General features: G+C 64.5%; 17 protein-coding genes. 12 read left to right on the top strand and 5 right to left on the bottom strand.

Features of this window, described 5'->3' with window-relative positions:
- The first annotated feature begins 206 nt into the window (after positions 1-206).
- From IVB54_RS21280 to IVB54_RS21270, 3 genes are all read left to right on the top strand, one after another.
- Positions 207-1,394, top strand: a complete 1,188-nt coding sequence (locus tag IVB54_RS21280) for an aminotransferase class I/II-fold pyridoxal phosphate-dependent enzyme (RefSeq protein ID WP_018454478.1) — start codon at positions 207-209, stop codon at positions 1,392-1,394.
- An 87-nt stretch (positions 1,395-1,481) separates the two neighbouring features.
- Complete coding sequence (locus IVB54_RS21275; RefSeq protein ID WP_018454477.1) at positions 1,482-2,036, top strand: biotin transporter BioY; 555 nt, start codon at positions 1,482-1,484, stop codon at positions 2,034-2,036.
- A gap of 84 nt (positions 2,037-2,120) precedes the next feature.
- The gene (locus tag IVB54_RS21270) at positions 2,121-3,455 is read left to right on the top strand and encodes a dicarboxylate/amino acid:cation symporter (RefSeq protein ID WP_018454476.1); all 1,335 of its coding nucleotides are present in this window, start codon (positions 2,121-2,123) and stop codon (positions 3,453-3,455) included.
- A 92-nt stretch (positions 3,456-3,547) separates the two neighbouring features.
- On the opposite strand, the gene IVB54_RS21265 is transcribed toward IVB54_RS21270, so the two are convergent.
- A complete protein-coding gene (locus IVB54_RS21265; protein ID WP_018454475.1) occupies positions 3,548-4,780 on the bottom strand; it encodes an FAD-binding oxidoreductase in 1,233 nt (410 codons plus the stop codon).
- Positions 4,781-4,844: 64 nt separating this feature from the next.
- Complete coding sequence (locus tag IVB54_RS21260; protein ID WP_345947064.1) at positions 4,845-7,142, bottom strand: ribonuclease E/G; 2,298 nt, start codon at positions 7,140-7,142, stop codon at positions 4,845-4,847.
- 15 nt (positions 7,143-7,157) lie between these two features.
- Between IVB54_RS21260 and IVB54_RS41680 the strand changes: the two genes are divergently transcribed.
- From IVB54_RS41680 to IVB54_RS21225, 8 genes are all read left to right on the top strand, one after another.
- Positions 7,158-8,006, top strand: coding sequence for a hypothetical protein (locus tag IVB54_RS41680; RefSeq protein ID WP_345947065.1), 849 nt, complete (start codon positions 7,158-7,160; stop codon positions 8,004-8,006).
- 616 nt (positions 8,007-8,622) lie between these two features.
- Positions 8,623-9,915: an N-acetylmuramoyl-L-alanine amidase gene (locus IVB54_RS21255; protein WP_204511084.1), complete on the top strand. Its 1,293-nt coding sequence runs from the start codon at positions 8,623-8,625 to the stop codon at positions 9,913-9,915.
- A 273-nt stretch (positions 9,916-10,188) separates the two neighbouring features.
- Entirely contained in the window at positions 10,189-12,696 is a 2,508-nt protein-coding gene (locus IVB54_RS21250; protein ID WP_018454472.1) for a penicillin-binding protein 1A, read from the top strand.
- A 111-nt stretch (positions 12,697-12,807) separates the two neighbouring features.
- Positions 12,808-13,939 (top strand): peptide chain release factor 2 gene (gene prfB, locus IVB54_RS21245; RefSeq protein ID WP_157642912.1). Its coding sequence is split into 2 segments (ribosomal slippage): positions 12,808-12,876 and positions 12,878-13,939, totalling 1,131 coding nucleotides; the frame shifts between segments, so codons are not numbered across the junction.
- Complete coding sequence (locus IVB54_RS21240; protein WP_247338036.1) at positions 13,939-14,820, top strand: NAD(P)-dependent oxidoreductase; 882 nt, start codon at positions 13,939-13,941, stop codon at positions 14,818-14,820. Before prfB ends, IVB54_RS21240 begins: the two co-directional genes overlap by 1 nt.
- A 13-nt stretch (positions 14,821-14,833) precedes the next feature.
- Positions 14,834-15,709, top strand: coding sequence for a DMT family transporter (locus IVB54_RS21235; RefSeq protein ID WP_247338035.1), 876 nt, complete (start codon positions 14,834-14,836; stop codon positions 15,707-15,709).
- An 80-nt stretch (positions 15,710-15,789) separates the two neighbouring features.
- Complete coding sequence (locus IVB54_RS21230; RefSeq protein WP_018454468.1) at positions 15,790-16,701, top strand: DMT family transporter; 912 nt, start codon at positions 15,790-15,792, stop codon at positions 16,699-16,701.
- Positions 16,702-16,807: 106 nt separating this feature from the next.
- Positions 16,808-18,043 (top strand): ABC transporter substrate-binding protein, encoded by a 1,236-nt coding sequence (locus tag IVB54_RS21225; RefSeq protein WP_018454467.1) that lies wholly within the window; start codon positions 16,808-16,810, stop codon positions 18,041-18,043.
- A 117-nt stretch (positions 18,044-18,160) separates the two neighbouring features.
- Here IVB54_RS21225 and IVB54_RS21220 read toward each other — a convergent pair whose 3' ends face one another.
- From IVB54_RS21220 to IVB54_RS21210, 3 genes are all read right to left on the bottom strand, one after another.
- Positions 18,161-18,646, bottom strand: a complete 486-nt coding sequence (locus IVB54_RS21220) for a low affinity iron permease family protein (RefSeq protein WP_026232740.1) — start codon at positions 18,644-18,646, stop codon at positions 18,161-18,163.
- 99 nt (positions 18,647-18,745) lie between these two features.
- On the bottom strand, positions 18,746-20,104 hold the full coding sequence (locus IVB54_RS21215; protein ID WP_198957644.1) for a M23 family metallopeptidase: 1,359 nt from the start codon (positions 20,102-20,104) through the stop codon (positions 18,746-18,748).
- 110 nt (positions 20,105-20,214) lie between these two features.
- Positions 20,215-20,907 carry a peroxiredoxin gene (locus IVB54_RS21210; protein ID WP_083926366.1) on the bottom strand — a complete coding sequence of 231 codons (693 nt, stop codon included), beginning with the start codon at positions 20,905-20,907 and terminating at the stop codon, positions 20,215-20,217.
- A gap of 204 nt (positions 20,908-21,111) precedes the next feature.
- Here IVB54_RS21210 and IVB54_RS21205 point away from each other — a divergent pair, with 204 nt between their 5' ends.
- Positions 21,112-24,909: a DUF3971 domain-containing protein gene (locus IVB54_RS21205; RefSeq protein ID WP_051112968.1), complete on the top strand. Its 3,798-nt coding sequence runs from the start codon at positions 21,112-21,114 to the stop codon at positions 24,907-24,909.
- The last annotated feature ends 24 nt before the right edge of the window (positions 24,910-24,933 follow it).

Raw genomic sequence — 24,933 nt, 5'->3', positions numbered from 1 at the left:
AGCAGGCTGGTCAAGCATTCTTGGTCGAGCAGTCTTGGTCGAGCAGTTTCGTGATTGGTTTTGGCGATTGGCGGCGGACCGGATACGCGATATGCCCTTTTGAGCCGTTCCCCTTATGAGCCGTACAATGCGGCCAGTCTGGGGCGCAAGCACCCCGTTTTTCCCGGGTCGGACGGATCGGCCCCGCCAGCGAATATCAGAAATCGATGCACGATGCGACCTTGAGGAACCGGTTGGGGCAGTGGCTCGCGGCCTCCCGCCGCAGCGATGTTCCCCCGTTCATGGTGATGGACGTGATGGCCGCGGCGGCCCGAATCGAGGCGGCCGGGGGCCATGTCATCCACATGGAGGTTGGCCAGCCCGCCGCCGGCGCGCCTAAGACCGCGATTGCAGCCGCCCATGTGGCGCTCGAGGCCGGGCGGATCGACTATACCTCAGCGCTCGGCATCCCCTCCTTGCGCGAGCGCATCGCGCGGCATTATCGCGATGCCTATGGCTGTGACGTCAGCCCCGAGCGGGTCGTAGTGACCACCGGCTCCTCCGGCGGGTTCATTCTGGCTTTCCTGGCGATGTTTGAGCCGGGCGACCGCGTTGCCGTGACGGTGCCGGGTTATCCGCCGTACCGTCATATCCTTACCGCGCTCGGCTGCGAGCCGGTGCTGATCGAGACCACGAACGAGACCCGCCATGCGCTGACGGGCGAGGCGCTGCTGGCCGCCCATCGCAAGGCGCCGCTGAAGGGCGTGCTGGTCGGCAGTCCCGCCAATCCGACCGGGACGATGATGTCCCGCGAGGCGCTCGCCGGCCTGATCGCTGCGGCGGAAGACGCCGGCATCCGTTTCATCTCGGACGAGATCTATCACGGGCTCGACTACGCGTTTCCCGCCGTGACGGCTGCGGCGCTGTCGGACCACGCGCTCGTGATCAACTCGTTCTCGAAGTATTTCTGCATGACGGGCTGGCGCGTCGGCTGGATGGTCGTGCCCGAGATTCTGGTGCGGCCGATCGAGCGGCTGCAGCAGAACCTGTCGATCTCGGTGCCGTCGCTGTCGCAGATCGCGGCCGAAGCGGCCTTCGACGGCGCGGCCGAGATGGAGGAGATCAAGCACGGCTATCAGGAAAACCGGCGCATCCTGATCGAGGGATTGCCCAAGGCCGGCCTGACCAGATTTCTGCCGGCCGACGGCGCGTTCTATCTCTATGCGGACGTCTCGGATTTCACCTCCGACAGTTTCGAGTTCGCCAAGCAGATGCTCGAACAGGCCCATGTCGCGGTCACGCCGGGCCTCGACTTCGATCCCATCCATGGTCGTTCATTCATACGGCTCTCTTATGCGCGTTCGGCTGCGGAGATGCGGGAAGCAGTTGACCGGATCGCTCACTGGCTTAAATAGCCGCCAGTTTTCGCCCGCCTTCTGGAGTGCAACTTGTCTGACCGTTCCGTCCCCTCTACCGCCACGCATTCTCCTCTCGCCGCATTGATGTGGCCGATCCGGCCGGGTGAAACCGTCGGCGCCTTGCGCGCTGTCGTGCTGATTGCGCTCGGCACCGCCTTAATGGCGCTGTCAGCCAAGGTGAACCTGCCGCTGCCTTACGTGCCCATGACATTGCAGACGCTGGTCGTGTTGATGATCGGCGCCGCCTATGGCTGGCGGCTTGGCAGCGCAACCATGATCGCCTACCTCGCCGAGGGTGCAATGGGCCTGCCGGTGTTCGCCGGCCCTGTCGGTGGAATTGCACCGCTGGTGGGCCCGACCGCGGGCTATCTGTTCGGCTTCATTGGCGCCGCCTTCGTCACCGGCTGGCTCGCCGAGCGCGGCTGGGATCGCAGCGTAACGCTGCTGTTTGCGGCCATGGCGGCCGGCCACATCCTCATTCTGGCCGCGGGCTTTGGCTGGCTGGCCTTCGGTCTCGGCCTGGGCGCCGCAAAGGCGTGGCAGGTCGGCCTGATGCCGTTCGTTGCGGCGTCGCTGGTCAAGAACGCGCTGGGCGCGACGTTGATGCCGGCGATACGCCGGGTGGTCGATCGCGGGTAAAGCGCGCAATATCGAGCAGTTCCGATTGACAGGGCCGGCCAAGTTGATCTTGGCTGGCCTGGCGTTTTGAGGGGGAGTGAAACAATGACGACGACAACGATGGTGGGGGCGCCGGTCGCGCCGCCCGCCGCCAAGCCGTGGTACAAGGTACTTTATATCCAGGTGCTGATCGCGATCGTGCTCGGCGCCATCGTCGGCTGGCTCTGGCCGTCGGTCGCCACCAATGAGTGGATCAAGGCACTCGGCGACGGCTTCATCAAGCTGATCAAGATGGTGATCGCGCCGATCATCTTCTGCACCGTTGTCTCGGGCATCGCCCATATCCAGGACGCCAAGAAGGTCGGCCGCATCGGCGTCAAGGCGCTGGTCTATTTCGAGATCGTCTCGACCTTCGCACTGGTGATCGGCCTAGTCATCGGCAATCTGGTGAAGCCGGGTGCGGGCTTCGGCGGTGCCGCCGCCAATGCGCAGGCCGTCGCCAACTACGCCAAGCAGGCCGAAGGCCAGAAGTCGGTCGACTTCGTGCTGCACATAATTCCGGACACCGTCGTCGGCGCCTTCGCGCAAGGCGAGATCCTGCAGGTGCTGCTGTTTTCGGTGCTGTTCGGCTTCGCCATCATGGGGCTCGGTGAACGCGGCCACACCATCCGCTCGTTCATCGACGACGCCGCGCATGCGGTGTTCGGCGTCATCTCCATCGTGATGCGCGCAGCCCCGATCGGTGCCTTCGGCGCGATGGCCTACACCATCGGCAAGTTCGGCACCGGGGCGATCCTCAACCTGGTCGGCCTGATCGCGACGTTCTACCTGACCGCGGCGCTGTTCGTATTCGTCGTGCTCGGAATCATCGCGCGCTTCGCCGGCTTCTCCATCTTCAAGTTCCTCGCCTACATCAAGGACGAGCTGCTGATTGTGCTCGGCACCTCGTCCTCGGAAAGCGCGTTGCCGTCCTTGATGGAAAAGCTCGAGCGCCTCGGCTGCTCCAAGTCGGTGGTCGGCCTCGTGGTGCCCACGGGCTATTCGTTCAATCTTGACGGCACCAACATCTACATGACGCTGGCGACGCTGTTCATCGCGCAGGCGCTGGGCTTCGATCTCACCTTCGGCCAGCAGCTCACCATCCTGGTGGTGGCGATGCTGACCTCGAAGGGCGCCTCCGGCATCACGGGCGCGGGCTTCATCACGCTGGCGGCGACGCTCGCCGTGGTCGATCCGCGCCTCGTGCCGGGCATGGCGATCGTGCTCGGCATCGACAAGTTCATGAGCGAGTGCCGCGCGCTGACCAATCTGTGCGGCAATGGCGTTGCCTGCGTGATCGTCGCCTGGTGGGAGGGCGAGCTCGATCGCGACAAGCTCAACGCCAACCTCGCCCGGCAGATCGATCCGACCGACATGGAAACGGCGGTCACGACGGATTGATCTGCATGTGACGGTGCCGAGCGCCGTCAGATGTTGAAATAATAGGGCTGGTCGAGATCCTCGATCAGCCCTTTTTCTTTCGCTGCGAGGGCTTAGAACCGCTCCGGCCGGTACGGCGTGGGATCGATCGCGGGCGTTTTGCCGCTCATCATCTCCGCGAGCAGGCGGCCGGTCGCGGGTCCAAGCGTAAAGCCCTGGTGGCCGTGGCCGAAGTTCATCCAGAGGCCGGCATGGCGTGGGGCAGGGCCGAGCACCGGCAGCATGTCGGGCGTGCAGGGGCGGGTGCCGAACCATGGGTCGGGCTCGACCCGCTTGCCGAGGTCGATCAGCTCGCGCGCGGAAGCTTCCGCGCTGGCGAGCTGCAGGGGCGTTGCGAGCGCGTCCAGGCCGGTCAGCTCCGCGCCGGTGGTGATGCGGATACCCTTCGCCATCGGACCCATGGCGTAGCCACCGGCCTTGTCGACCAGCGGCAGATCGAGCGAGGCGCCGCCGCTGTAATGCATGTGGTAGCCGCGCTTGCGCACCAGCGGGATGCGATAGCCGAATTTGAGCAGGAGATCGGGCGACCACGGCCCGAGCGTCACGACGGCGTGGGCGGCGTCGACGCGCCCATGGTCTGTCTTGACCGACCAGCCGGTGGCGGTCTGATGAAGGCTTTGGGCATCACCGAGCACGATGGTGCCGCCGAGGCGCTCGAACAGATCGGCATAGGCCGTGACCAGCGCGCCGGGATCGGACACGGTCCAGGTGTCGAGCCAATGGATCGCGCCGGGCAGGTCGTCGCGCAGGACAGGTTCGGCCTTGGCGAGCTCGGCGCCCGAGAGCGCACGAAACCTCACGCCGAATTCGCGCTGGTCTTCTTCCGCCGCCTTGACGGCGAGATCGAACGAAGCTGCGTCGCGATGCAGGTGCCGGTATCCCGCGCGGCGGATCAGATTGTCGGCGTGGGCTTCGCGAATGAGGATGTCGTGCTCCGCCGTCGCGTAGGCGATCAGCCGCGCCCAGGCGTCGATCGCCTCACGATGCCGCTTCGGCGCCGAATGCCACCAATAGCGAAGCAGGGGCTCGATATGGAGATGAAGCGAAGACAGGCTGTAACGCACGTCGTTGGTGCGGCCGGTCGCGATCTTCAGGAGCGTGGCGAGGTCGCGCGGCATCGGGTAGGGGCGCACCGCTTCCGCCTGGATCATGCCGGCATTGCCGTAGCTGGTCTCTCGGCCCGGCTCTCTGCGGTCGATCAGCGTGACGGACCAGCCACGCTGCTGCAGGTGCAGCGCCGCGCTGACGCCGATCATGCCGCCGCCGAGGACGATCGCGCTTTGCATTGAACTGACCTCGCCAAATCAAAACCGCCCGGTTTGGCCGGGCGGTTTCAACTATCTTGTTGCTCTATTCGCCGCCGCCGAAGCGGCGGGACCACCAGCCGGCACGACGCGGTGCGGGCGAGGTTTCGCTTGCCGCTGCGGGCGCGGGCTCCGGAGCGGGGGCGGGCGGGGCAACCGGCTCGGCCGCCTGTGCAATCGGTGTCGGTTCACTCTGGCTGCTCGACAGGAAGCTCACCTTTTCCCGAACCGTCGAGCGGCGTCGTGCGGCCTTGTCGTCGGCGTGCTCTTCGTCCGCGGCAGCAGGAGGCGGCTCAGGCTGGGCCGCTGCCTCGATCTTTGCCTCGGCGCGCGGCTCAGGCTGGTTGACCTGGGGTTCAGAGGTGTGCTCGGCCTGCGCGATCGAGGGCGCAGCCTCGCTGCCAAAACCGTCGAAATCGGCGACTGCGTCGGTCGCTTCCGACGGTGCATTGGCAGCGAGCTCGTCGCTGATGGAGCCGGCGAGACCTTCCTCTCCAGGACCGCGACGGCGGCGTCCGCCACGGCGACCACGCCGGCGACGGCGGTCGGCGCTGCCCTGCTGCTCGCCACGGGCTGCCTGTTCCTCGCCTTCCTCGCCGTCCGGCTCGGCCTCGGCATCCTCTTCGCCTTCGCCGGCTGCCATGGCCGTCTCGGCAATAACGGGAGCGCCATCCTCGCGCGTCTCCTCGTCGCGCGGGCCACCGCGACCGCGGCGGCGACGGCGACGCTTGCGGCGCTGGCCGTCCTGCTCGGTAACGGCGTCGCCTGCGGTCTGCTCCTCGGCGAGACCTTCAGTCTCCTCGGTCTCGACCTCGGATTCGGTCTCCGGATCGAACTCCTCGTCGTCATAGGCCTCTTCGACCAGGGGCGGCGGGCTTGCGGCCGCCTGCGCCGCCAGCAGAGCCTTGGCGGCTTCCAGCGTATGCACCTGCTCGCCGCGGTCGATGACATAGGCCTGCGGTCCGCTGACGCTCGGGTCGGCGATGACCGACAGCGTGACCTTGAAGCCGTTCTCAAGGTCGCGCAGATGGCCGCGCTTGTGGTTCAGCACATAGAGCGCGACGTCGGTGCGGGTGCGGACCACGAGGTTGTGGGTTGCGCCCTTCATCAGGATCTCTTCGAGGCCGCGCAGCAATTGGAGCGCAACCGAGGACACCGAGCGGACATGGCCGGTGCCACCGCAATGCGTGCAGGGATCGGTCGAGGATTCCAGCACGCTAGCGCGGATGCGCTGGCGTGACATCTCGAGCAGGCCGAAATGCGAGATGCGTCCGACCTGGATCCGCGCGCGGTCCTGCCGGAGGCAATCGGACAGCTTGCGTTCGACCGCGCGGTTGTTGCGCTTCTCGTCCATGTCGATGAAGTCGATGACGATCAGGCCGGCGAGGTCGCGCAACCGAAGCTGACGCGCAACCTCCTCGGAGGCCTCGAGATTGGTCTTGAGCGCGGTATCTTCGATATGATGCTCGCGCGTCGAACGGCCGGAGTTGACGTCGATCGAGACCAGCGCTTCGGTCTGGTTGATCACGATGTAGCCGCCGGAGCGCAACTGTACGGTCGGCGAGAACATCGCATCCAGCTGGCTTTCGACGCCCATCCGCGAGAACAGCGGCTGGCCGTCGCGATACTGTCTCACCGCGCTCACATTGGCGGGCATCAGCATCTTCATGAAGTCGCGCGCTTCGCGGTAGCCGGCATCGCCCGCCACCTGGATCTCGTCGATCTCCTTGTTGTAGAGGTCGCGCAGCGAGCGCTTGATCAGCGAGCCTTCCTCGTAGACGAGGGTCGGGGCCTGCGACTTCAGCGTCATGTCGCGCACCGTCTCCCACATGCGGATCAGGTACTCGAAATCGCGCTTGATCTCGGGCTTGGTGCGGGCGGCACCCGCCGTGCGCAGAATGATCCCCATGCCCTCGGGCACGTCGAGATCCTGCACCACTTCCTTCAGGCGCGAACGGTCCTGCGCGCTCGTGATCTTGCGGCTGATGCCGCCGCCGCGCGCGGTGTTCGGCATCAAAACGGCATAACGGCCGGCGAGTGAGAGGTAGGTCGTCAGCGCCGCGCCCTTGTTGCCGCGCTCTTCCTTGACGACCTGCACCAGCATCACCTGGCGACGCTTGATGACTTCCTGGATCTTGTACTGGCGGCGGGGACGGAAGGTGCGCTCCGGCACTTCCTCCAGCACATCGTCGCCGCCGACGGATTCAACGACGTCCTCTTCGGCTTCCTCGTCGTCCTCGTCTTCGTCGTCATCCTCGGCCGTCGCTTCGGAGTCGTGATGCGGAGCCTGCGCACTCTCACCTGCGGCGTACACGGCGTCGGCAGGCTCAGTAGCCGATGTCACGGCCTCGGCAAGATCGTGAGCGTGCGCGTCGGAGGCAAACTCCTCCGGCTCGGCAACGGCCTCGGTGGCGACCGCGGGCTCGGCGCCGATCGCCGCGACAGGCGCCGGTGTCTCGTCGGCATGATCATGGTCGTGATGATCGTGCTCGCCATGATGATCGTGGTCGTGATGATCGTGCGCGTGATGATCGTCACCATGGGCATGATGATGGTCGTCGTGGTCATGCCCTTCGTGGTCATGTGCTTCGTGGCCGTGATGATCGTGGCCTTCGTGCTCGCCGTGATGCTCTGCGTCGGCGTGCAGGTGCGCGCCCTCGTGCGAAGCGCCCTCAGGCAGGGCCTCGCCCTGGACCTGCCGGGCCGCGGGATCGCCTTCGACGACCTCGCTGCGGACGCGCTCGCCATGGCTACGGCGGCGGGAATTGCGGTGGCGGGAGCGGCGGCGGCCCTGGGAGCGGTTCTCGCTCTCTTCCTCGGCCTCGCGATGGGCCTGCTCCTCGGCTTCGATCAGCGCCTGCCGGTCGGCAACCGGAATCTGGTAGTAGTCGGGATGGATTTCGCTGAAGGCGAGGAAGCCGTGGCGGTTGCCGCCATATTCGACGAAAGCGGCCTGGAGCGAGGGTTCGACCCTTGTGACCTTGGCGAGGTAGATATTCCCGCGCAGTTGCTTGCGTTGCGCGGTCTCGAAATCAAACTCTTCGACGCGATTGCCGCGGACCACGACGACCCGGGTCTCTTCCGGGTGGGTGGCATCGATCAACATCTTGTTGGGCATGTCTTAACTCTTGGCGGCGGCGGGCGCGATTCACCGTGGGCGCCATCAGCGCTGCCGGGTGACGCGACGGTCCACCTGATTCGGGGGTGAGGGGAAGGCCGAAACACCGTCTCTCGCGCCTTGCCGAACCGAAAGCCGGAGGACCGAAGCGGCGCGCGGAATTGTCACTCCGCAGCGTCGCGAATGGTCCTTCAGAATTGGTCGGCACAGTCTGGCGCATCAAGCGTCGGCCCGTATGAAACATTGGGCGGCGGGGCCGCCCCTCAATCAGTTGCTGTTGGCCAGGCATGGCGCGAGCGCGCTCGCCTTGGGGTATTACGAACCGCTCCCTTGGGATTAAGGGACCGGGTAACGGGTTGCGCCGCTGTCAGAACCGTCCCGGAAACGTGTTGGTAACCGAGGACCGTTCCGCCGCCGGGGCTTGCCCCGCTCCACCTTGCTGCCGCGCACCGCGCTGGACTTAGAGGGGAACGGAAAAACGCTGGAATTCCCAAACCTTGAGAGTTCCGGCGCTGCACCGGGAGGCTGAATGCGACACAACCGGAAATATCGGCCGTCAGCATTCCGTACATACGTGGATTGGGCCATCCGTGCAAGGAGCGTCGCACGGCGGTCACAGTCAGCGAGTTTCGCGTGTCTGTCATTAAGGATCGTTTAACCCTGTGGTTCTATTGCGTTAAAGAGGCTGCTCGGAGGCACGGAATCGGTGGCGAGCCGCGCAAATCAAAGGATCCTGCTGGGATGCGTGCTGCTCTGCGCGGCGGCATTGCCGTGTGCTGATTCCTCGCGCCTGAAGGCCGCGGAAAGTCAGCCTCAACTCCCTGTTGCATCAGCGAATTTCCCAACGGCCTCGGCCGCCCGACTGGCCGGGGACGGCAGGCAGACTCGCTTTGTCCTCGACATCGATCAGACCGTTAGCTTCCGCGCAGTCACTCTGGCCGACCCGTATCGGGTGGTGGTCGACGTTCCCCAGGTCAATTTTCAACTTCCCGCCGGCACCGGGTCCGGCGGACGCGGACTGGTCAAGGCCTTCCGCTATGGGCTGGTGATGCCCGGAGGCTCCCGAATCGTGTTCGACCTGACGGGCCCCGCCAAGATCGCCAATTCCTACGTGGTGGAGGCTGCCAACGGCCAGCCGGCGCGGCTGGTGCTCGAAATGGAGGAGGTCGAGCGCACCGCCTTCGTGCCGTCGCTGGCTCCGGAAAACCGTCCTGAGCTGCGGCCGGCTATTGCCGATCCGCCGCCCGCGACGGTTCCCGCATCTGCCCACCCTGAAGCCGGGCAGAAGGCCGATGGCCGCGCGGTCGTCGTCATTGATCCCGGCCATGGCGGCATCGACAACGGCACGCAGTCGAGCGGCGAGAGCGAGAAGAATCTGGTGCTGGCCTTTGGCCTGGCGCTACGCGAACGGCTGGAAAAGACCGGCAAATATCGCGTGGTGATGACCCGAGACGACGACACCTTCATCCCGCTCAACGACCGGGTCAAAGTCGCCCGCAACCTCAAGGCGGCGTTGTTCGTCTCGATCCATGCCGACGCGCTGCCGCGCGCCGAGGGCGATGCGCAGGGCGCGACCATCTACACGTTGTCCGACAAGGCCTCCGACGCCGAGGCGCAGCGGCTGGCGGATGCGGAGAACCGGGCGGACGCCATCGCTGGCTTCAACCTCGCCGAGGAGCCGACCGATGTCGCCGACATCCTGATCGATCTCACCCAGCGGGAAACCCGTACCTTTTCAAGCCGTTTTGCCCGCCTGTTGATGGGCGAAATGAAGTCGACGGTGCGGATGCACAAGCATCCCCTGAAGTCAGCCGGCTTCCGGGTGCTGAAGGCCCCCGACGTGCCGTCGGTCCTGGTGGAGATCGGCTATGTCTCCAACAAGGGCGACCTCGAGCATCTGGTCTCCGAGGGATGGCGGTCGCGTGCCGTGGGCTCGATGGCGCAGGCGATCGATGGATTTTTGGCCAAACGGATGGCCACGGCCGGATCGTCGAATTGACGACCGGGGGATCGTCATATTGACGACCCGGGGATCGTCGAATTGAGAGTGATTTTCCGTCCCGCCGCAAAAGCCCTAGTTTGGCCACAGCGGGCGCTTTATAAAAACGCCGCAGGGGGTTCCGGAATCGGCGAGAATCCCGCTCGGCAAGCGCCTTGAGTCCGGCACTAATAGTATTGAGTAAAGCCGGTGAATTCGCGATGGTTTGGTGCCTGTTTCTGGTGCCAGGGCTGATCTTTGGGCTGATCCAGAGTTTGAACGGATAAACAGATAATGCGCTTGCTGGTGCGGTTCATGGGCTTCCTGTTCGCCGCGGGAACGGTGTTGTTCCTTGTCGGGGTCGGTGCCGTCGCAGGCCTGATCTGGCATTTCTCCAAGGACTTGCCGGACTACTCTCAGCTTCAGGATTACGAGCCGCCGGTGATGACCCGCGTGCACGCGACCGACGGCTCGCTGCTCGGCGAATACGCCAAGGAGCGGCGGCTGTACCTGCCGATCCAGGCGGTGCCGAAACTCGTGATCAACGCCTTCCTTGCGGCCGAGGACAAGAATTTCTACGAGCATGGCGGCATCGACTACACCGGCATGGCGCGCGCCGGCGTGGTCTACATCCAGAACTACGGCTCCAACCGCCGTCCGCAGGGCGCTTCCACGATCACCCAGCAGGTCGCCAAGAACTTCCTTCTGACCAACGAGGTCTCCTTCGCCCGCAAGATCAAGGAAGCGTTGCTGGCGATGCGGATCGAGAAGACCTACTCGAAGGACAAGATCCTCGAGCTTTATCTGAATGAAATCTATCTGGGCCTTGGCGCCTACGGCATCGCAGCCGCGTCGCTGGTTTATTTCGACAAGTCGGTGAACGAGCTGACCGTGGCGGAAGCGTCCTATCTCGCGGCGCTGCCGAAGATGCCCGCGACGCTGCATCCTGTCCGCAACCGCGACCGCGCCATCGAGCGCCGCAATTACGTGATCGATCGTCTGGTTGAGAACGGCTGGGTCAAGCAGGCCGATGCCGACAAGGCGCGCAAGGAGCCGCTGGCCGTTACCAGCCGTTCCAACGGCGCCCACACCTTCGCCGGCGAATATTTCGCCGAGGAAGTGCGCCGCGACATCTTCGAGCGTTATGGCGAGAAGAAGTTATACGAGGGCGGTCTCTCGGTCCGCACCACACTCGATCCCAAGATTCAGGTCATGGCGCGCAAGACCATGGTCGCCGGTCTCGTCAACTATGACGAGCAGCAGGGCTATCGCGGCGCCATCAGCAAGCTCGACATTTCTGGCGACTGGGGCGTGAAGCTCGCCGAGATCAAGTCTCTGTCCGATATCTCGCCATGGCGCATGGCCGTGGTGCTGGAGACCAGCGACCAGTCGGCGCGCATCGGCTTCCAGCCGAGCCGCGAACTCGGCGGCGCCATCAGCAAGCAGCGCGAGACCGGCCTCATCACGCTCGACGGCATCAAATGGGCAAGAGCGGCCTCTGGGGCTGCGAAGGGCAGGGCGGCGAGCGCGGTGTCGCAGGTGCTCCAGCCCGGTGACGTGATCTACGCCGATCCGCTCTACAAGGACGCCCAGCCTGTCGAGGGCCAGTACCGCCTGCGCCAGATCCCCGAAGTGTCCGGCGCGATGGTGGTGATGGACCCCTGGACCGGCCGCGTGCTGGCGATGGTCGGCGGCTTCTCGTTCGACCAGAGCCAGTTCAACCGCGCCACGCAGGCCTATCGGCAGCCCGGTTCGTCGTTCAAGCCGATCGTCTATTCGGCTGCGCTCGACAACGGCTATACGCCTTCGACTGTCGTGCTCGACGCCCCGATCGAAATCGATCAAGGCCAGGGCGCGGGCGTGTGGCGGCCTGAAAACTTCTCCTCGGGCAAATTCCAGGGGCCGGTGACGCTGCGCAACGCATTGCGGCAGTCGCTCAACACGGTGACGGTGCGCCTCGCCCAGGACATCGGCATGCCCTTGATCGGCGAATATGCCCGCCGCTTCGGTGTCTATGACGAACTGCCGAACTATCTGTCCTACGCGCTCGGCGCCGGCGAGACCACGGCGATGCGCATGGTCACGGCCTATTCGATGCTCGCCAATGGCGGCCGCCGGGTGAAGCCGACCCTGATCGACCGCATCCAGGATCGCTACGGCCACACCATCTTCAAGCACGACCAGCGCGAATGCCGTGGCTGTGACGCGCCCGGCGGCTGGAAGAACCAGAACGAGCCGCAGCTGATCGACCGCCGCGAGCAGGTGCTGGATTCCATGACCGCCTATCAGATCACCGAGCTGATGGAAGGCGTGGTCCAGGCCGGTACCGCGACCGTGGTCAAGCAGGTCGGCAAGCCGATCGCCGGCAAGACCGGCACCACCAACGAGGCCAAGGACGCCTGGTTCGTCGGCTTCTCGCCCGACGTCGCCGTTGCCATCTATATGGGCTATGACAAACCGCGTCCGCTCGGCAAGGGCAACGCCGCGACCGGCGGCCATCTCGCAGCTCCCATCGCACGCGACTTCCTCCAGCTCGCGCTCGCCGACAAGCCCGCGGTCCCGTTCAAGGTGCCGGCCGGCATCAAGCTGGTGCGGGTCGTCGCCAAGTCCGGCATGCGCGCCGGTCCGGGCGAGACCGGCGGAACCATTCTCGAAGCCTTCAAGCCGGGCACGGCGCCGCCGGATAACTACTCCGTCATCGGCGTTGCCGATGCCGATGGGCGAGGCGGCGTGCCGGCGTCGCAGCAGCAGCAGCCGGATTCCGGTTTCTTCATGCGGCCGGGCACCGGCGGGCTGTACTAAGGCCTAGGACAAGACAAACGTTCGTCGCCGCGGCGGTTGCGCTTTGCAGCCGCCGCCGCTACATCCCGTTGTCATTAGACGCGGAAAAATTCCGCGAGACCAGAGAACCACATGCGCGCCGAAATCGAACGGTTGGTAGAAGAGATCAAGCAGTCTGTCGGGCTGCTGAGGAGGCATCTTTGACGTCGAGAAATCGACGGCGCGCCTCGCTGAGCTGAACAAGCTCGCAGAAGATCCCAATCTCTGGAACGATCCCCAGAAAGCCCAGAAATTGATGCAGGAGCGCACCTCGCTTGAGGATGCGCTCTCCGGCATCGGCAAGGTCGAGCAGGAGCTCGAAGACGACATCGGCATGATCGAGCTCGGCGAAGCCGAGGGCGATGAGGGCGTTGTCAAGGAAGCCGAAGCCGCGCTCAAGACCCTCAAGAAGGAAGTCGCCCGGCGCGAGCTCGATGCGTTGCTGTCGGGCGAGGCGGATAGTTTCGATTCCTATCTCGAAGTGCATGCCGGCGCCGGTGGCACCGAAAGCCAGGACTGGGCCCAGATGCTGCTTCGCATGTACTCGCGCTGGGCCGAAACCCACGGCTTCAAGGTCGAGGTGCTGGAAGAGTCCGAGGGCGAAGAGGCCGGCATCAAGTCCGCGACCATCCAGGTCTCCGGCCACAATGCCTATGGCTGGCTGAAGACCGAGGCGGGCGTGCATCGCCTGGTGCGGATCTCGCCGTTCGATTCCAACGCGCGGCGGCACACCTCGTTCTCGTCCGTCGCTGTGTTTCCGGTGATCGACGACACCATCAAGATCGACATCAAGGAATCCGACGTCCGCGTCGACACCATGCGCTCCGGTGGTGCCGGCGGCCAGCATGTCAACAAGACCGAGTCCGCGGTGCGGCTGACGCATATCCCGACCGGTGTCGCCGTGGTCTGCCAGGCCGGCCGCTCGCAGCACAAGAACAAGGCGCAGGCCTGGGACATGCTCCGCGCGCGGCTTTACCAGATCGAGCTGAAGCGGCGCGAAGAGAAGGCCGCCGCCGACCAGGCCGCCAAAACCGACATCGGCTGGGGCCACCAGATCCGCTCCTACGTGCTCCAGCCCTACCAGATGGTGAAGGACCTGCGCACGGGTGTGCAGACCTCCGACACATCAGGCGTGCTCGGTGGCGATCTCGACGACTTCATGGCCGCGACCCTGGCGCAGCGCGCCTTCGGCACTCCCGGCGCCGACATCGAGGACGTCGACTGATGCCCCGGATCGCCTTCATCGGGCTTGGGCGGATGGGCCATGGCATGGCCGGCCGCTATCTCGATGCTGGCTTCACGGTGACGCTGTGGAATCGCAGTAAAACAAAAGCGGAAGACCTGATCGCGCGCGGCGCGCTCTGGGCGACCTCGCCTGAGGACGCGGCGATCGACGCCGACGCCGTCGTGACCATGGTCGCCGATGATGAGGCCTCGCGTGCGGTCTGGCTCGGGCCCGAGGGCGCAGCCAAGACCGCGAAGGCCGGCACCATTGCGATCGAATGCTCCACCGTCTCCTATGACCATGCGCGCGAGATGGGCCGCGAGATGAACGCTCGCGGGCTGATCTATATCGATTGCCCCGTGACGGGATTGCCGGATGCGGCCGCGAGCGGAAAGCTGACCTTGCTCGTTGGTGCCGATGCCGCCGATCTCGAACGCGCGCGGCCTTATCTGACGCCGATCGGCTCGACCATCCGCCATTTCGGCGCGGTCGGCTTCGGCACGGTCTACAAGCTGATCAACAATCTGATGGGCGCGATCCAGATCGCCGGCCTCGCCGAGGGGCTTGCCATTGCCGAGCAGGCCGGGCTCGACATGAACCTCGTGCTGGAGTCGATTCAGGCTGGCGTGGCCGCGAGCCCGCAGGTGCAGCGTCATTCCAAGCGCATGGTCTCCCGCGATTTCTCCGGCGCGACATTCACGGCAGCGCTGCGGCACAAGGATGCCGCCTACGCGGTGAAGCTCGCCGAGAGCCTGCTGGCCGACAAGCCGCTGGTCGCGCGCGCCGCGGTGGAAGCCTACGCGCAAGCGAAGGCCGCGATGCCTGACGACGACGAAGGCAAGATGATCGAACTGGTGTCGCGGCCGAAGAAACCGTCCTAGCGGTCGCATCGACATGGGGCAGCCTCGTTCGGAACGCGGTCTCGGCATTGCCCTCGTCATATCAGCTGCGATTGCCTGGAGCACGGCGCCGTTCTTCACACGTCTGTTGCCGTTCGATCCCTGGACCATTCTGTTCTGGCGCGGCGTGTTCGGCGGCAGTCTGATCTCGGTGTTTCTCGTCCTGATGCAGGGACGCGGCGCGCTGCGGCAATTGGTGGCGCCGGGACGCGGCGGCTTGCTCGTCGCCTCATTGTCCACGCTCGGCATGGTTTCCTTCATCCCCGCGCTCCAGATGACCAAGGTGATGAATGTGGCTGTGCTGATCTCCACGCAGCCGTTCGTGGCCGCGGCGCTGGCGTGGCTGTGGCTTGGCGAAGCCGTAACATGGCGTACCCTGATCGCGAGCCTCGTTGCCTTTGGCGGCGTCGCCATCACGGTCGGAGGCATCGAAGCCGGGGCTGATGTTGGAGGCGTGGCGCTGAGTTGCTTCATGGTACTCGCCATCTCGGCGATGACGGTTGTGATCCGACGCTACCAGGAGACATCGATGGTGGCAGCTGCGGCGTTGTCGAATTTCCTGGGAAGCCTCGTCAGCCTTCCGTTTGCGCACGACCTCGTCCATATCGACAGCGCCAACCTCGCGATCCTCGCGATGTTCGGCTGCTTTCAGGTGGCGCTGGGGCTGACATTCTACATGCTCGGCTCGCGCCTCCTGCCGTCGAGCCAGGCTTCCCTGATTGCGACGCTGGAAACGCCGCTGATGCCGTTCTGGATCTGGATTGCCTTTCGCGAGATACCTGCTGTCCACGCCCTTGTTGGCGGTGCCCTGGTCATTGGGGCGGTGGTTGCGGATATCGCGGTTGACGCGCGAAGTCGCGATCGATCCTGAATCTCGCCCTTTACCCGGAAATCGGGTGGCAATTCTGGTCGCGCAGTCCTAGCAGATCGGACCATCGCTGTGAGACGCCCATGTCCCCGAACGACAACCGTATCGACGCGCGCGACTGGTCGCTGCTCACGGTGCTCTCGGTGCTCTGGGGCGGCTCGTTCTTTTTCGACGGCGCGGCGCTGCGGGAATTGCCGCCGCTCACGCTGGTGCTTTTGCGCGTTGCACTTGGCGCCGCCATTCTGCTACCGCTGCTCCGTATCCAGGGTATTGGCTTTCCCAAGGGCATCGCCGGCTGGAAGCCGTTCGTCGCGATTGGGCTCCTCAACAACGTCATTCCGTTCTCGCTGATCGTGGTCGGCCAGACCTTCATTCCGAGCGGGCTGGCGTCGGTCCTGAATGCCACCACGCCGCTGTTCACGGTCATCGTGATGGCCGCGGCGGGCGAAGAGGCCTTGCGGCTCCGCCGCGTCGCCGGCGTGGCACTGGGCCTCGCCGGCGTGATCATCCTGCACGGATGGGGTGTCGAGACACGGGCGGGGCAGGGGCTGGGCATCCTGCTCTGCCTCGGCGGCGCCTTCAGCTATGGCTTCGCCGCGCCGGCGGCGCGCCGGTTGTTGAAGGACTCCCCGCCGCTGGGGACGGCCGCGTTTCAACTGATGGCTTCCACGGTGATGATGGCGATCGTGGCCGGCGCAGCGGAGCAGCCGTGGCGTCTCCCGCTGCCGGGCGTGACGATTTGGCTCGCGGTGCTCGGCCTTGCCGGGTTGTCGACGGCGCTCGCCTATATCGTCTTCTTCCAGATCCTGCGGCGGTCGGGCGCGACCAATGTGATGCTGGTGACACTGCTCATTCCCGTCACCGCCATTCTTCTGGGATGGCTTGTGCTGGGCGAGCCGATCTGGATGCGAGAGATCGCGGGCGCGATCGTGATCGGCAGCGCATTGCTGGTGATCGACGGGCGCGTTCTGGAGCTGCTGCGGCGCGGCACATAGTTCTGGAGCGCTCGTTTCATCTCACGGAAAATCGCGGCGCTTGCCAGCCGTAAGCGAGCTTGCGACACTCTCGGCAAAACAAGACTACAAAACAGGGGAGAGAACGATGCTGGGTCGTCGCAATAACCTTGCTGCCCTCGCCATTCTTGCTGCCGGCGTGCTCGTCACGACGCCGGCCCTGGCGCAGAAGAAATACGATCCCGGCGCCACCGACACCGAAATCAAGCTCGGCAACATCATGCCCTATAGCGGGCCGGCGTCGTCCTATGGCGTGATCGGCAAGACCGAGGCCGCGTTCTTCAAGATGATCAACGACCAGGGCGGCATCAACGGTCGCAAGATCAATTTCATCAGCTATGACGACGCCTATTCGCCGCCAAAGGCGATCGAGCAGGCGCGCAAGCTGGTCGAGAGCGACGAGGTGTTGCTGATCTTCCAGCCGCTCGGCACGCCTTCGAACTCCGCCATCATGAAATACATGAACGCCAAGAAGGTGCCGCAGCTCTTCGTCGCCTCCGGCGGCACCAAATTCGGCGACCCCAAGAATTTCCCTTGGACCATGGGCTTCCAGCCGAACTACCAGAGCGAGGGGCGGATCTACGCGAAGTATATCCGCGACAACTTCCCCAACAGCAAGATCGCAGTTCTTTGGCAAAACGACGATGCTGGCAAGGACCAGTTCAAGGGCCTGAAGGACGGACTCGGTGACAAGGCCGATATGATCATCGCCGACAAATCCTATGAGGTCAGCGATCCCTCGATCGACTCGCAGATCGTTGCGCTTCACGATTCCGGCGCCGACATCTTCTTCTCATGGGCCGCGCCGAAAGGCTCGGCACAGGCGATCCGGAAGGTCGGCGAGCTCGGCTGGAAGCCAAAATTCTTCCTCGCCAATACGGCTACCTCGATCGCCTCGGTGCTCAAGCCCGCCGGGCTCGACTATGCCAAGGATATCATCTCGACAGCATATTTGAAGGATCCGACCGACCCGACCTGGGACAAGGATCCGGCGGTCGTCGCGTGGCGCACCTTCATGGATAAGTACTATCCCGAAGGGGACAAGACCAACGCCAACAACCTTTATGGCTACGTCCAGGCGGAGGCGATGGCGCAGGTGCTGAGGCAGTGCGGCGACAATCTCACCCGTGACAACGTGATGAAGCAGGCCACCAGCCTGAAGGATTTTCACACCGACCTGATGCTGCCCGGGATCATGGTCAACACTTCGGCCGACGATTATTTTCCGATCGAGCAGATGCAGCTGATGCGCTTCAACGGCCAGGCTTGGGAGTTGTTCGGCGACGTCATCACCGGTGAGGTCGGCCACGAGCGCGGCCAATAGTCAGGGCTGGCTCCGCGGCGGGCCAGTTGCCTGGTGTGATGAAGACGGGGCGAGCCTGCCGAAGCGTTGCGATTGCGAACGAAGCTGCGCACCTCGTCGTTCCCGGCATCCGTCCGCTTATTCGGTGACGAGATCGGCGGCGCGTTTCGCCTTCTTGCCGGTATTCTTGACTGTCTCGTCTCCGACCTTTTCGGCCTTGGCGCGAAGCTCACATTTGGTGCGGATCTCGTCGAGCTCGTCGTCGGTCAAATGCTCAATTCCCACGAAGGAATTTTGCACCGCGCTCACCCGGATCAGTTCGTCGAGCTTCACCTGAATGGCCGCGCTATCGCGATTCTGGGAATTCTGAATCAGGAAGACCATCAGGAATGTCACGATGGTGGTGCCGGTGTTGATCACCAACTGCCATGTGTCGGAGTAATGGAAGATGGGACCGGTGACCGCCCAAACCAGGATGATGCCGGCTGCAATCATGAATGTCAGCGCTCGCCCGGCCGCTTGAGATGTTCGGTTAGCAATATCGCTGAAGAGTTGAGCCGCGTTGTTACGTGGCTGGTCCGCTTTGCCCTTGGCCGGACGAGCTTTCGTATGGATCTGTTGCATCAGAAGATCGCGCCATTGAGGACCTGCGACCTAACGCGAAGGGAACTCCGAAGTTCCGCCATGTAAACCTGGGACGAGACGAGCGCGCTCTCAACGAGCCTAGCCCGCGCTGAGTCGCACGCCGGCGCGCAAGAACTTCTGCGGATCGACCGCTTCGCCGTCGATCCGGGTTTCATAGTGCAGATGCGGCCCGGTGGAACGGCCGGTCGACCCGACGAGACCAACGACCTGGCCGATTCTCACGATCTCGCCGACCCGGACATTGATCTCGGAGAGATGGCCATAGCGCGTCGCAAGGCCATTGCCGTGATCGACCTCGATCATGCGGCCGTAGCCGCCGGACCAGCCGGCCGAGACGACCTTGCCGTTGGCGGTGACGCGAACGGGATCGCCGCTCGCGGCGCGGAAGTCGAGCCCGGTATGCATCGCAGGCCGGCCGAGGAACGGATCGCTGCGCACGCCGAAGCCGGAGGTGAACTCGACCTCGCCGATGACGGGCTTGCGATAGGGCACGAGCGCGAGCGTGCGATTGAGCCGGTCCATCTCGGCTCGGGTGTTGTTGATGCGATAGAGCTGCTTCTCGAACGGCCCCGAACTGGCGGTGATTTTAACAGGCACGAACGGCCCGCCCATCGCGGTGCGCGGCACGGCGGCTTCGAGATTTGCGAGGTTCAGGCCGAGATCGCTGACGACGCCGCGCATCCGGCGCATGCGCGAATCCATGCCTTCCTCGACGGCGTTGAGCGCCGCCATCTGGCGACGCTCGACCTGGTCCAGCGAGGTCGTGAGCCGAACGACGACGTTGTCGAACCCCTGGTTCTTGGCGAATTGATTGACGGGCGGAGCTGCGAGGGTCGGCGCGCGCGATTCGAGCCGCGCTTCGCGATCCGGCGGCGCCACGAAGATCACGGTGTCGCTGATCGGCGAGGGCTTTGGCGTGCCCTGCGTCGTCTGGCTGGCATCGCCACGCTGCGGGGTGGAACGTGGAATCGATCCGGTCACGTCCGGCATGGACCCGAGCGCCGTGGCACGGGACTCCAGCGCCGTCTGGCGCTTCATGATCTGGTCGAGCTTCTGGTCGAACTGCTCCTGGTCGAGCAGCTGCCGGCTGGTGGTGCGGTCGACCTTGGCGCGGAGCTCGGCGATGCGGTCCTCATAGGCGTATTGCATCTCGGCCTGCCGGGCGATCAGCCGGGTGAGGACGTCGTCGCGGAAGGCGAAATAGGTCGCGGTTGCGGCCGACCAGAGCCCGAGCAACACGACAGTGCCGACCACGATCCAGAACACCACAGGTCCCAGGCGAACCTGCTTGCCGTGATGCACGATGGTGTAGGCGTCGTCGGTGTCGGGAAGGGGAAGCGCGGTTGCCACTGCGGCGGCACGGCGATGAAAGGCCCGTCCATGGTCGTGCGGGTGATGTTGGGGGTACTGCGAGAGTTGGGCAGAACTTTTCGACATCGGCACTCCCGCGCCGATCGGATGAGTCCGTGCGGCCTAATTGCCGCGGCAATCTGGGCCGGTCATGGTTAATTTTCCGGAAACGGAACCCCTTGAATTTAAATGATTGGTTAAAGGCTCCTTGCGGCTTCCAGCACCTCGTCGGCGTGGCCGTCGACCCGGACATTGCGCCAGATCCGGGCGATCTTGCCGTCGGCGCCAAGCAGCATCGTGGTGCGAAGAATTCCCAGGAAGCTCTTGCCATACATGGACTTTTCGCCCCAGGCGCCGTAGGCCTCCAGCATCTCGTGCGTCTCATCCGAGACGAGGGGCACGCCGAGACCGTGCTTGTCCCGGAACTTGTCCTGAGCCTTGACCGGATCGGCGGAAATGCCGAGCGCGGCGGTGCCAGCCTTGGCGAAGGCGCCGGTGAGCCGGGTGAAATCGATGGCCTCCCTGGTGCAGCCTGGCGTGTCGGCGCGGGGATAGAAGAACAGGACCAGCTTCTGGCCGGCATAATCCGACAGCGCGACGACGCCGCCGCCGTCGCGGGGCAGGCGGAAGGCGGGAGCCTTCTGCCCCTCAGCCAAGCCGGCCTTCGCCGCCGTTTCAGGCGCGGATGCCGATTTGGAAGAATTTAACCGTTTCGATGCGGCCTTATGCGATGTTGTCTTTGCTATGGTCCCAGTTGATTTGCTCGCCGGTGTCCGCTGTGTTTTCGCGAGCTTGGTTTGAGTCGCAGCCCGCGCTTTCACGGGCGTCTTTTTAGCCGTCGGAGTGACGGAGGGCGTTTTGGACGATTTCTTTCGGGATTTCTTGGACATACGCCTTCCTTTCGTCGCTTTCGGCGGGTCAACCAAAGCGGTATTGCAGCCCTTTTCCGCTATGCCGGAATCGTGCCCTCGGCGGGGCGAGTCTGACGACGCCGGAGTCTGGTTACAAGGAATTCCACGCACCACCCCACTGCTCGTTGAACGCGCTCCCGGGGCGACATGACGAACAGAAGGAATATTCGAGGTATGGCGGCAATGCCGGCGCGGGAAGCTTCGCTTCCCGTCGACGGCTGCGGCCCCGGCGGCGCTCAATCCCACGACGGGCGCCTGTATCGAGAGGCAATGGCAAGGAATACGTCGCCCCAGGATTACAATCGGGATTTGGATCGGCGCGGCAGCCAACCAGAGCAGCAGCAATGGGACGACGCCGACTGGGATCCGGATCAGGAAGCGGCGGCGGGCCATCGGGCGCGCCGGCTGTTGTCGCGTTCCAATTCGGGCTTCCATCGCTTCGCTGACGGGTTTGGGCCGTTGCGCCGCTGGTTGGGCGGCGGTCGCTGGCTGAAGCGCGTGACCGTGGTCGTCGGTGTCCTGGTCGTCATCTTCGTCGGCTGTTTCGGCGCGCTGTGGTGGCGGCTCGGCGCCGGTCCCATCAATCTCGACATTGCGACGCCGTGGCTCGCGGCCGCGATCGAGGACAATATCGGTCACGGCAACACCGTGGAGGTCGGCGGCACGCAGATCGAGCGGGCCGGGCGGATCCGCATCGCCGTGCGCATCCGTGATATCGTCGTGCGCGACCACGATCACGTCATTGTCGCCACCGCGCCGAAGGCCGAGGTGAAGCTGTCGGGTGCGGGCCTGCTGATGGGGCATCTGCGCGCCGAAAGCCTCAACCTTGTCGATGCCGAGCTCGCAATCCGGATCGCGCCTGACGGCACCGTCACGGTATCGGCCGGCGACACCGCAAAGCCGCTCGCAACCGGCGTCGCCTCCAAAAGGGACGCGGGACTGCCGCCGACTTTCCCGCGCAACGGTGTGCCACCGCCGCCATTCGCCACCGAGCCTGCGACCTCCGACGCACCGCAAGCCGCGCCCCAGGCCACGTCCCCGACTGGCATTCTTCAGGGCCTCGACTGGCTCGACAGTCTGAGCATGACCGGCCTCGACGGCCAGAATCTCAACGAGATCGGCCTGAAGAACGGCAATCTGATCGTCGACGACCAGCAGCGCGGCAGCAAATGGACGTTTGAGAACATCACGCTCAGCCTGCGCCGACCGAGCCGTGGCGGCGTCGCGCTCAGCCTCGGTGAAGAGGGCGCACGTCCGTGGTCGTTGCGTGCCACGATCGGCCCCACCGAGAACGGCGTGCGCTCGGTCGATATCCGCGCCGACAAGGTTTCGACCGCCAACATCCTGCTGGCGCTGCGGGTGAAGGATCTCACCTACACCGCCGACCTGCCGCTGACCGGCGAGCTCAAGGGCGAGCTCGGCCGCGACGGCGTGCCGACCTTCTTTCGCGGCAAGATCACGGTCGGTGCGGGCAACATCATCGACACCGATACGCCCGATTATCCGATGGCGATCGACTCGGCCGAGATCAATGTCGAGTGGGACGCCAATCGGCGGGTGCTGGTTGCTCCGTTCAAGGTCCTCTCGGGCGCGAACCGCCTGACGCTTTTGGCTCATGTCGAGCCGCCCAACGGCACCGTCAATGACTGGCAGCTCGGTTTCAGCGGCGGTTCGATCCTGCTCGGCGGCATCGACAACGAGCCGCCGCTGGTCTTCAACCGCATTGCGATCGGCTTCCGCTTCGATACCGACCACAAGAGGCTGCTGTTGACCCAGGCCGATATCTCCAACGGAGAGATCGGCGTCGCCGGCACCGGTGCCATCGACTATTCGGGCGAGCCGCGGCTGACATTGGGTTTTGCGGGAACGCCGATGTCGGCCTCCGCGCTCAAGCGGATGTGGCCGACGCTTGTCGTTCCCGAGTTGCGCGAATGGGTGATCGAGCGGATCGAGCGTGGAACGCTCCAGCGCATCGAGATCGGCGTTAATTCGCCGACGAAGAATCTTCCGCGCAAGGGCCCACCCATTCCCGACGACGGCTTGTCGGTCAATATCGTGGCGAGCGGTGTCACGGTTCGCCCCGTCGATGGCCTGCCCGTGGTGCACGATGCCGATTTGAAGGCGCGCGTGACCGGCCGCACCGCGACGGTGAATATCGGGCAGGGCATTGCCGATACGCCGGCGGGGCGCAAGGTCACGATTTCCGACTTTGTTTTCGAGGTGCCCGATATGGCGCCCAAGCCGTCGCCGTCGCGGACGAGGTTTCGTGTCGAAGGTCCGGTGCCTGCGGCCGCCGAAATGCTTTCCAACGATCGCTTGAGCGATCTGTCGTCGACCGTCATCGATCCCAATACCAGCAAGGGGACGTTCTCGGCGAACGTCCAGCTTGGGCTGCCGGTCAAGGGCGAGCTGACCAAAGCCGACACCACCTACAGCGTTACGGCCGATCTCAACGGTTTTGGTGCCGACAAGCTGGTGATGAACCAAAAGCTGGAGGCCAACAACCTCAAGATCGTCGCGAGCAACCAGGGCTATCAGGTCAAGGGCGACGTCAAGATCAACGGGCAGGCGGCCTCGCTCGATTACCGCAAGCCGGCCGAGGGCGATGCGGACGTCAAACTGCAGACCACGCTGGACGATGCGAGCCGCGCGCGCCTCGGATTCGATCTGGGTCCCGCCGTCAGCGGATCGGTGCCGATCAAACTGTCGGGCAAGATCGCCGGGGGACCCGACCAGACGACGAAGCTCGGCATCGAGGCCGACCTGACCTCGGTCAAGCTCGACAACATCCTGCCCGGCTGGGTCAAGCTGCCGGGAAGAGCGGGCAAGGCCAGCTTCAAGGTGGTGCCGACGGCGCAATCGACGCGTCTGGAGGACATCGTCATCGAAGGCGGCGGCGCCTCGATCAAGGGGTCGCTCGAGGTCGATGCCAACGGCGAGCTCATGAACGCGAACTTCCCGACCTACGCGCCATCCGACGGCGACAAGGCCTCACTGAAAGTGGAGCGCAGCCAGGACGGCGTGCTCAAGGGTACGATGCGCGGCGACGTATTCGACGGCCGCGGCTTCCTGAAGTCGGCGATCTCAGGCAATTCCAAGGACGATGCCAAGAGCAAGACGAAGAACCTCGATTTCGACATCGACGTGAAGCTCGGCGCCGTCATGGGTTTCAACGGCGAGGCGATGCGCAGCGTCGACGCCAAGATGTCGCGGCGCAATGGTGCGGTCAAAGCCTTCACGCTGAGCGGCAGGATCGGAAAAGACACGCCCGTGGCAGCCGACCTGCGCGGCGGCCGCGCCCAGGGCAACCGCGAGGTCATCTATCTCCAGACCAGCGATGCCGGCAACTTCCTGCGCTTCACAGACACCACCAACAAGGTCTTCGGCGGCCAGATGGTGGTGGCGATGGAGCCGCCGACGTCCGAGCCTACGACACGGGAAGGACTGATCAATGTGCGTGACTTCTCGGTCAAGGGAATGGAGCAACTCGATCGCGTCGCGGCGGGGGCTCCCAACGGCGCCCAGAACGGCGTAGCCTTCACGGCGATGCGCGCGGAGTTCACGCGGCAGAACGGCGCGCTCACGATCCGCGACGGCGTGGTCAAGGGGCCGATGATCGGCGCCACCATCGAGGGCTCAATCGACTTTCCCGGCAACCAGGTTTGTATGAGCGGCACCTTCGTCCCGATGTACGGCGTCAACAACATCTTCGGCCAGATCCCGTTGTTCGGCATCTTCCTCGGCGGCGGCAACAATGAAGGATTGATCGGCGTGACCTACGAGGTCGTCGGCACGCCGGCAGCGCCCGTAATGCGCGTCAACCCGATTTCGGCGATGGCCCCCGGTCTGTTCCGCAAGATCTTCGAATTCAACACCGGCAAACAGAACTCGCCGTTCGAGGAATTCCCGTCGCAGTCGAACGATGGCTCGACCGGATCGACGCGCCAGCTATCGAGCGGCTGCACCCTCGCGCGACGTTAGTGGCGAGGCTACACCTTGGTTTCC

This window comes from Bradyrhizobium sp. CW1 (genome assembly GCF_023100665.1).
GTDB classification, from domain to species: Bacteria; Pseudomonadota; Alphaproteobacteria; order Rhizobiales; family Xanthobacteraceae; genus Bradyrhizobium; species Bradyrhizobium canariense_D.
Note: the sequence above shows the minus strand (reverse complement) of the source record. Positions and strands in the feature narration are given on the sequence as shown.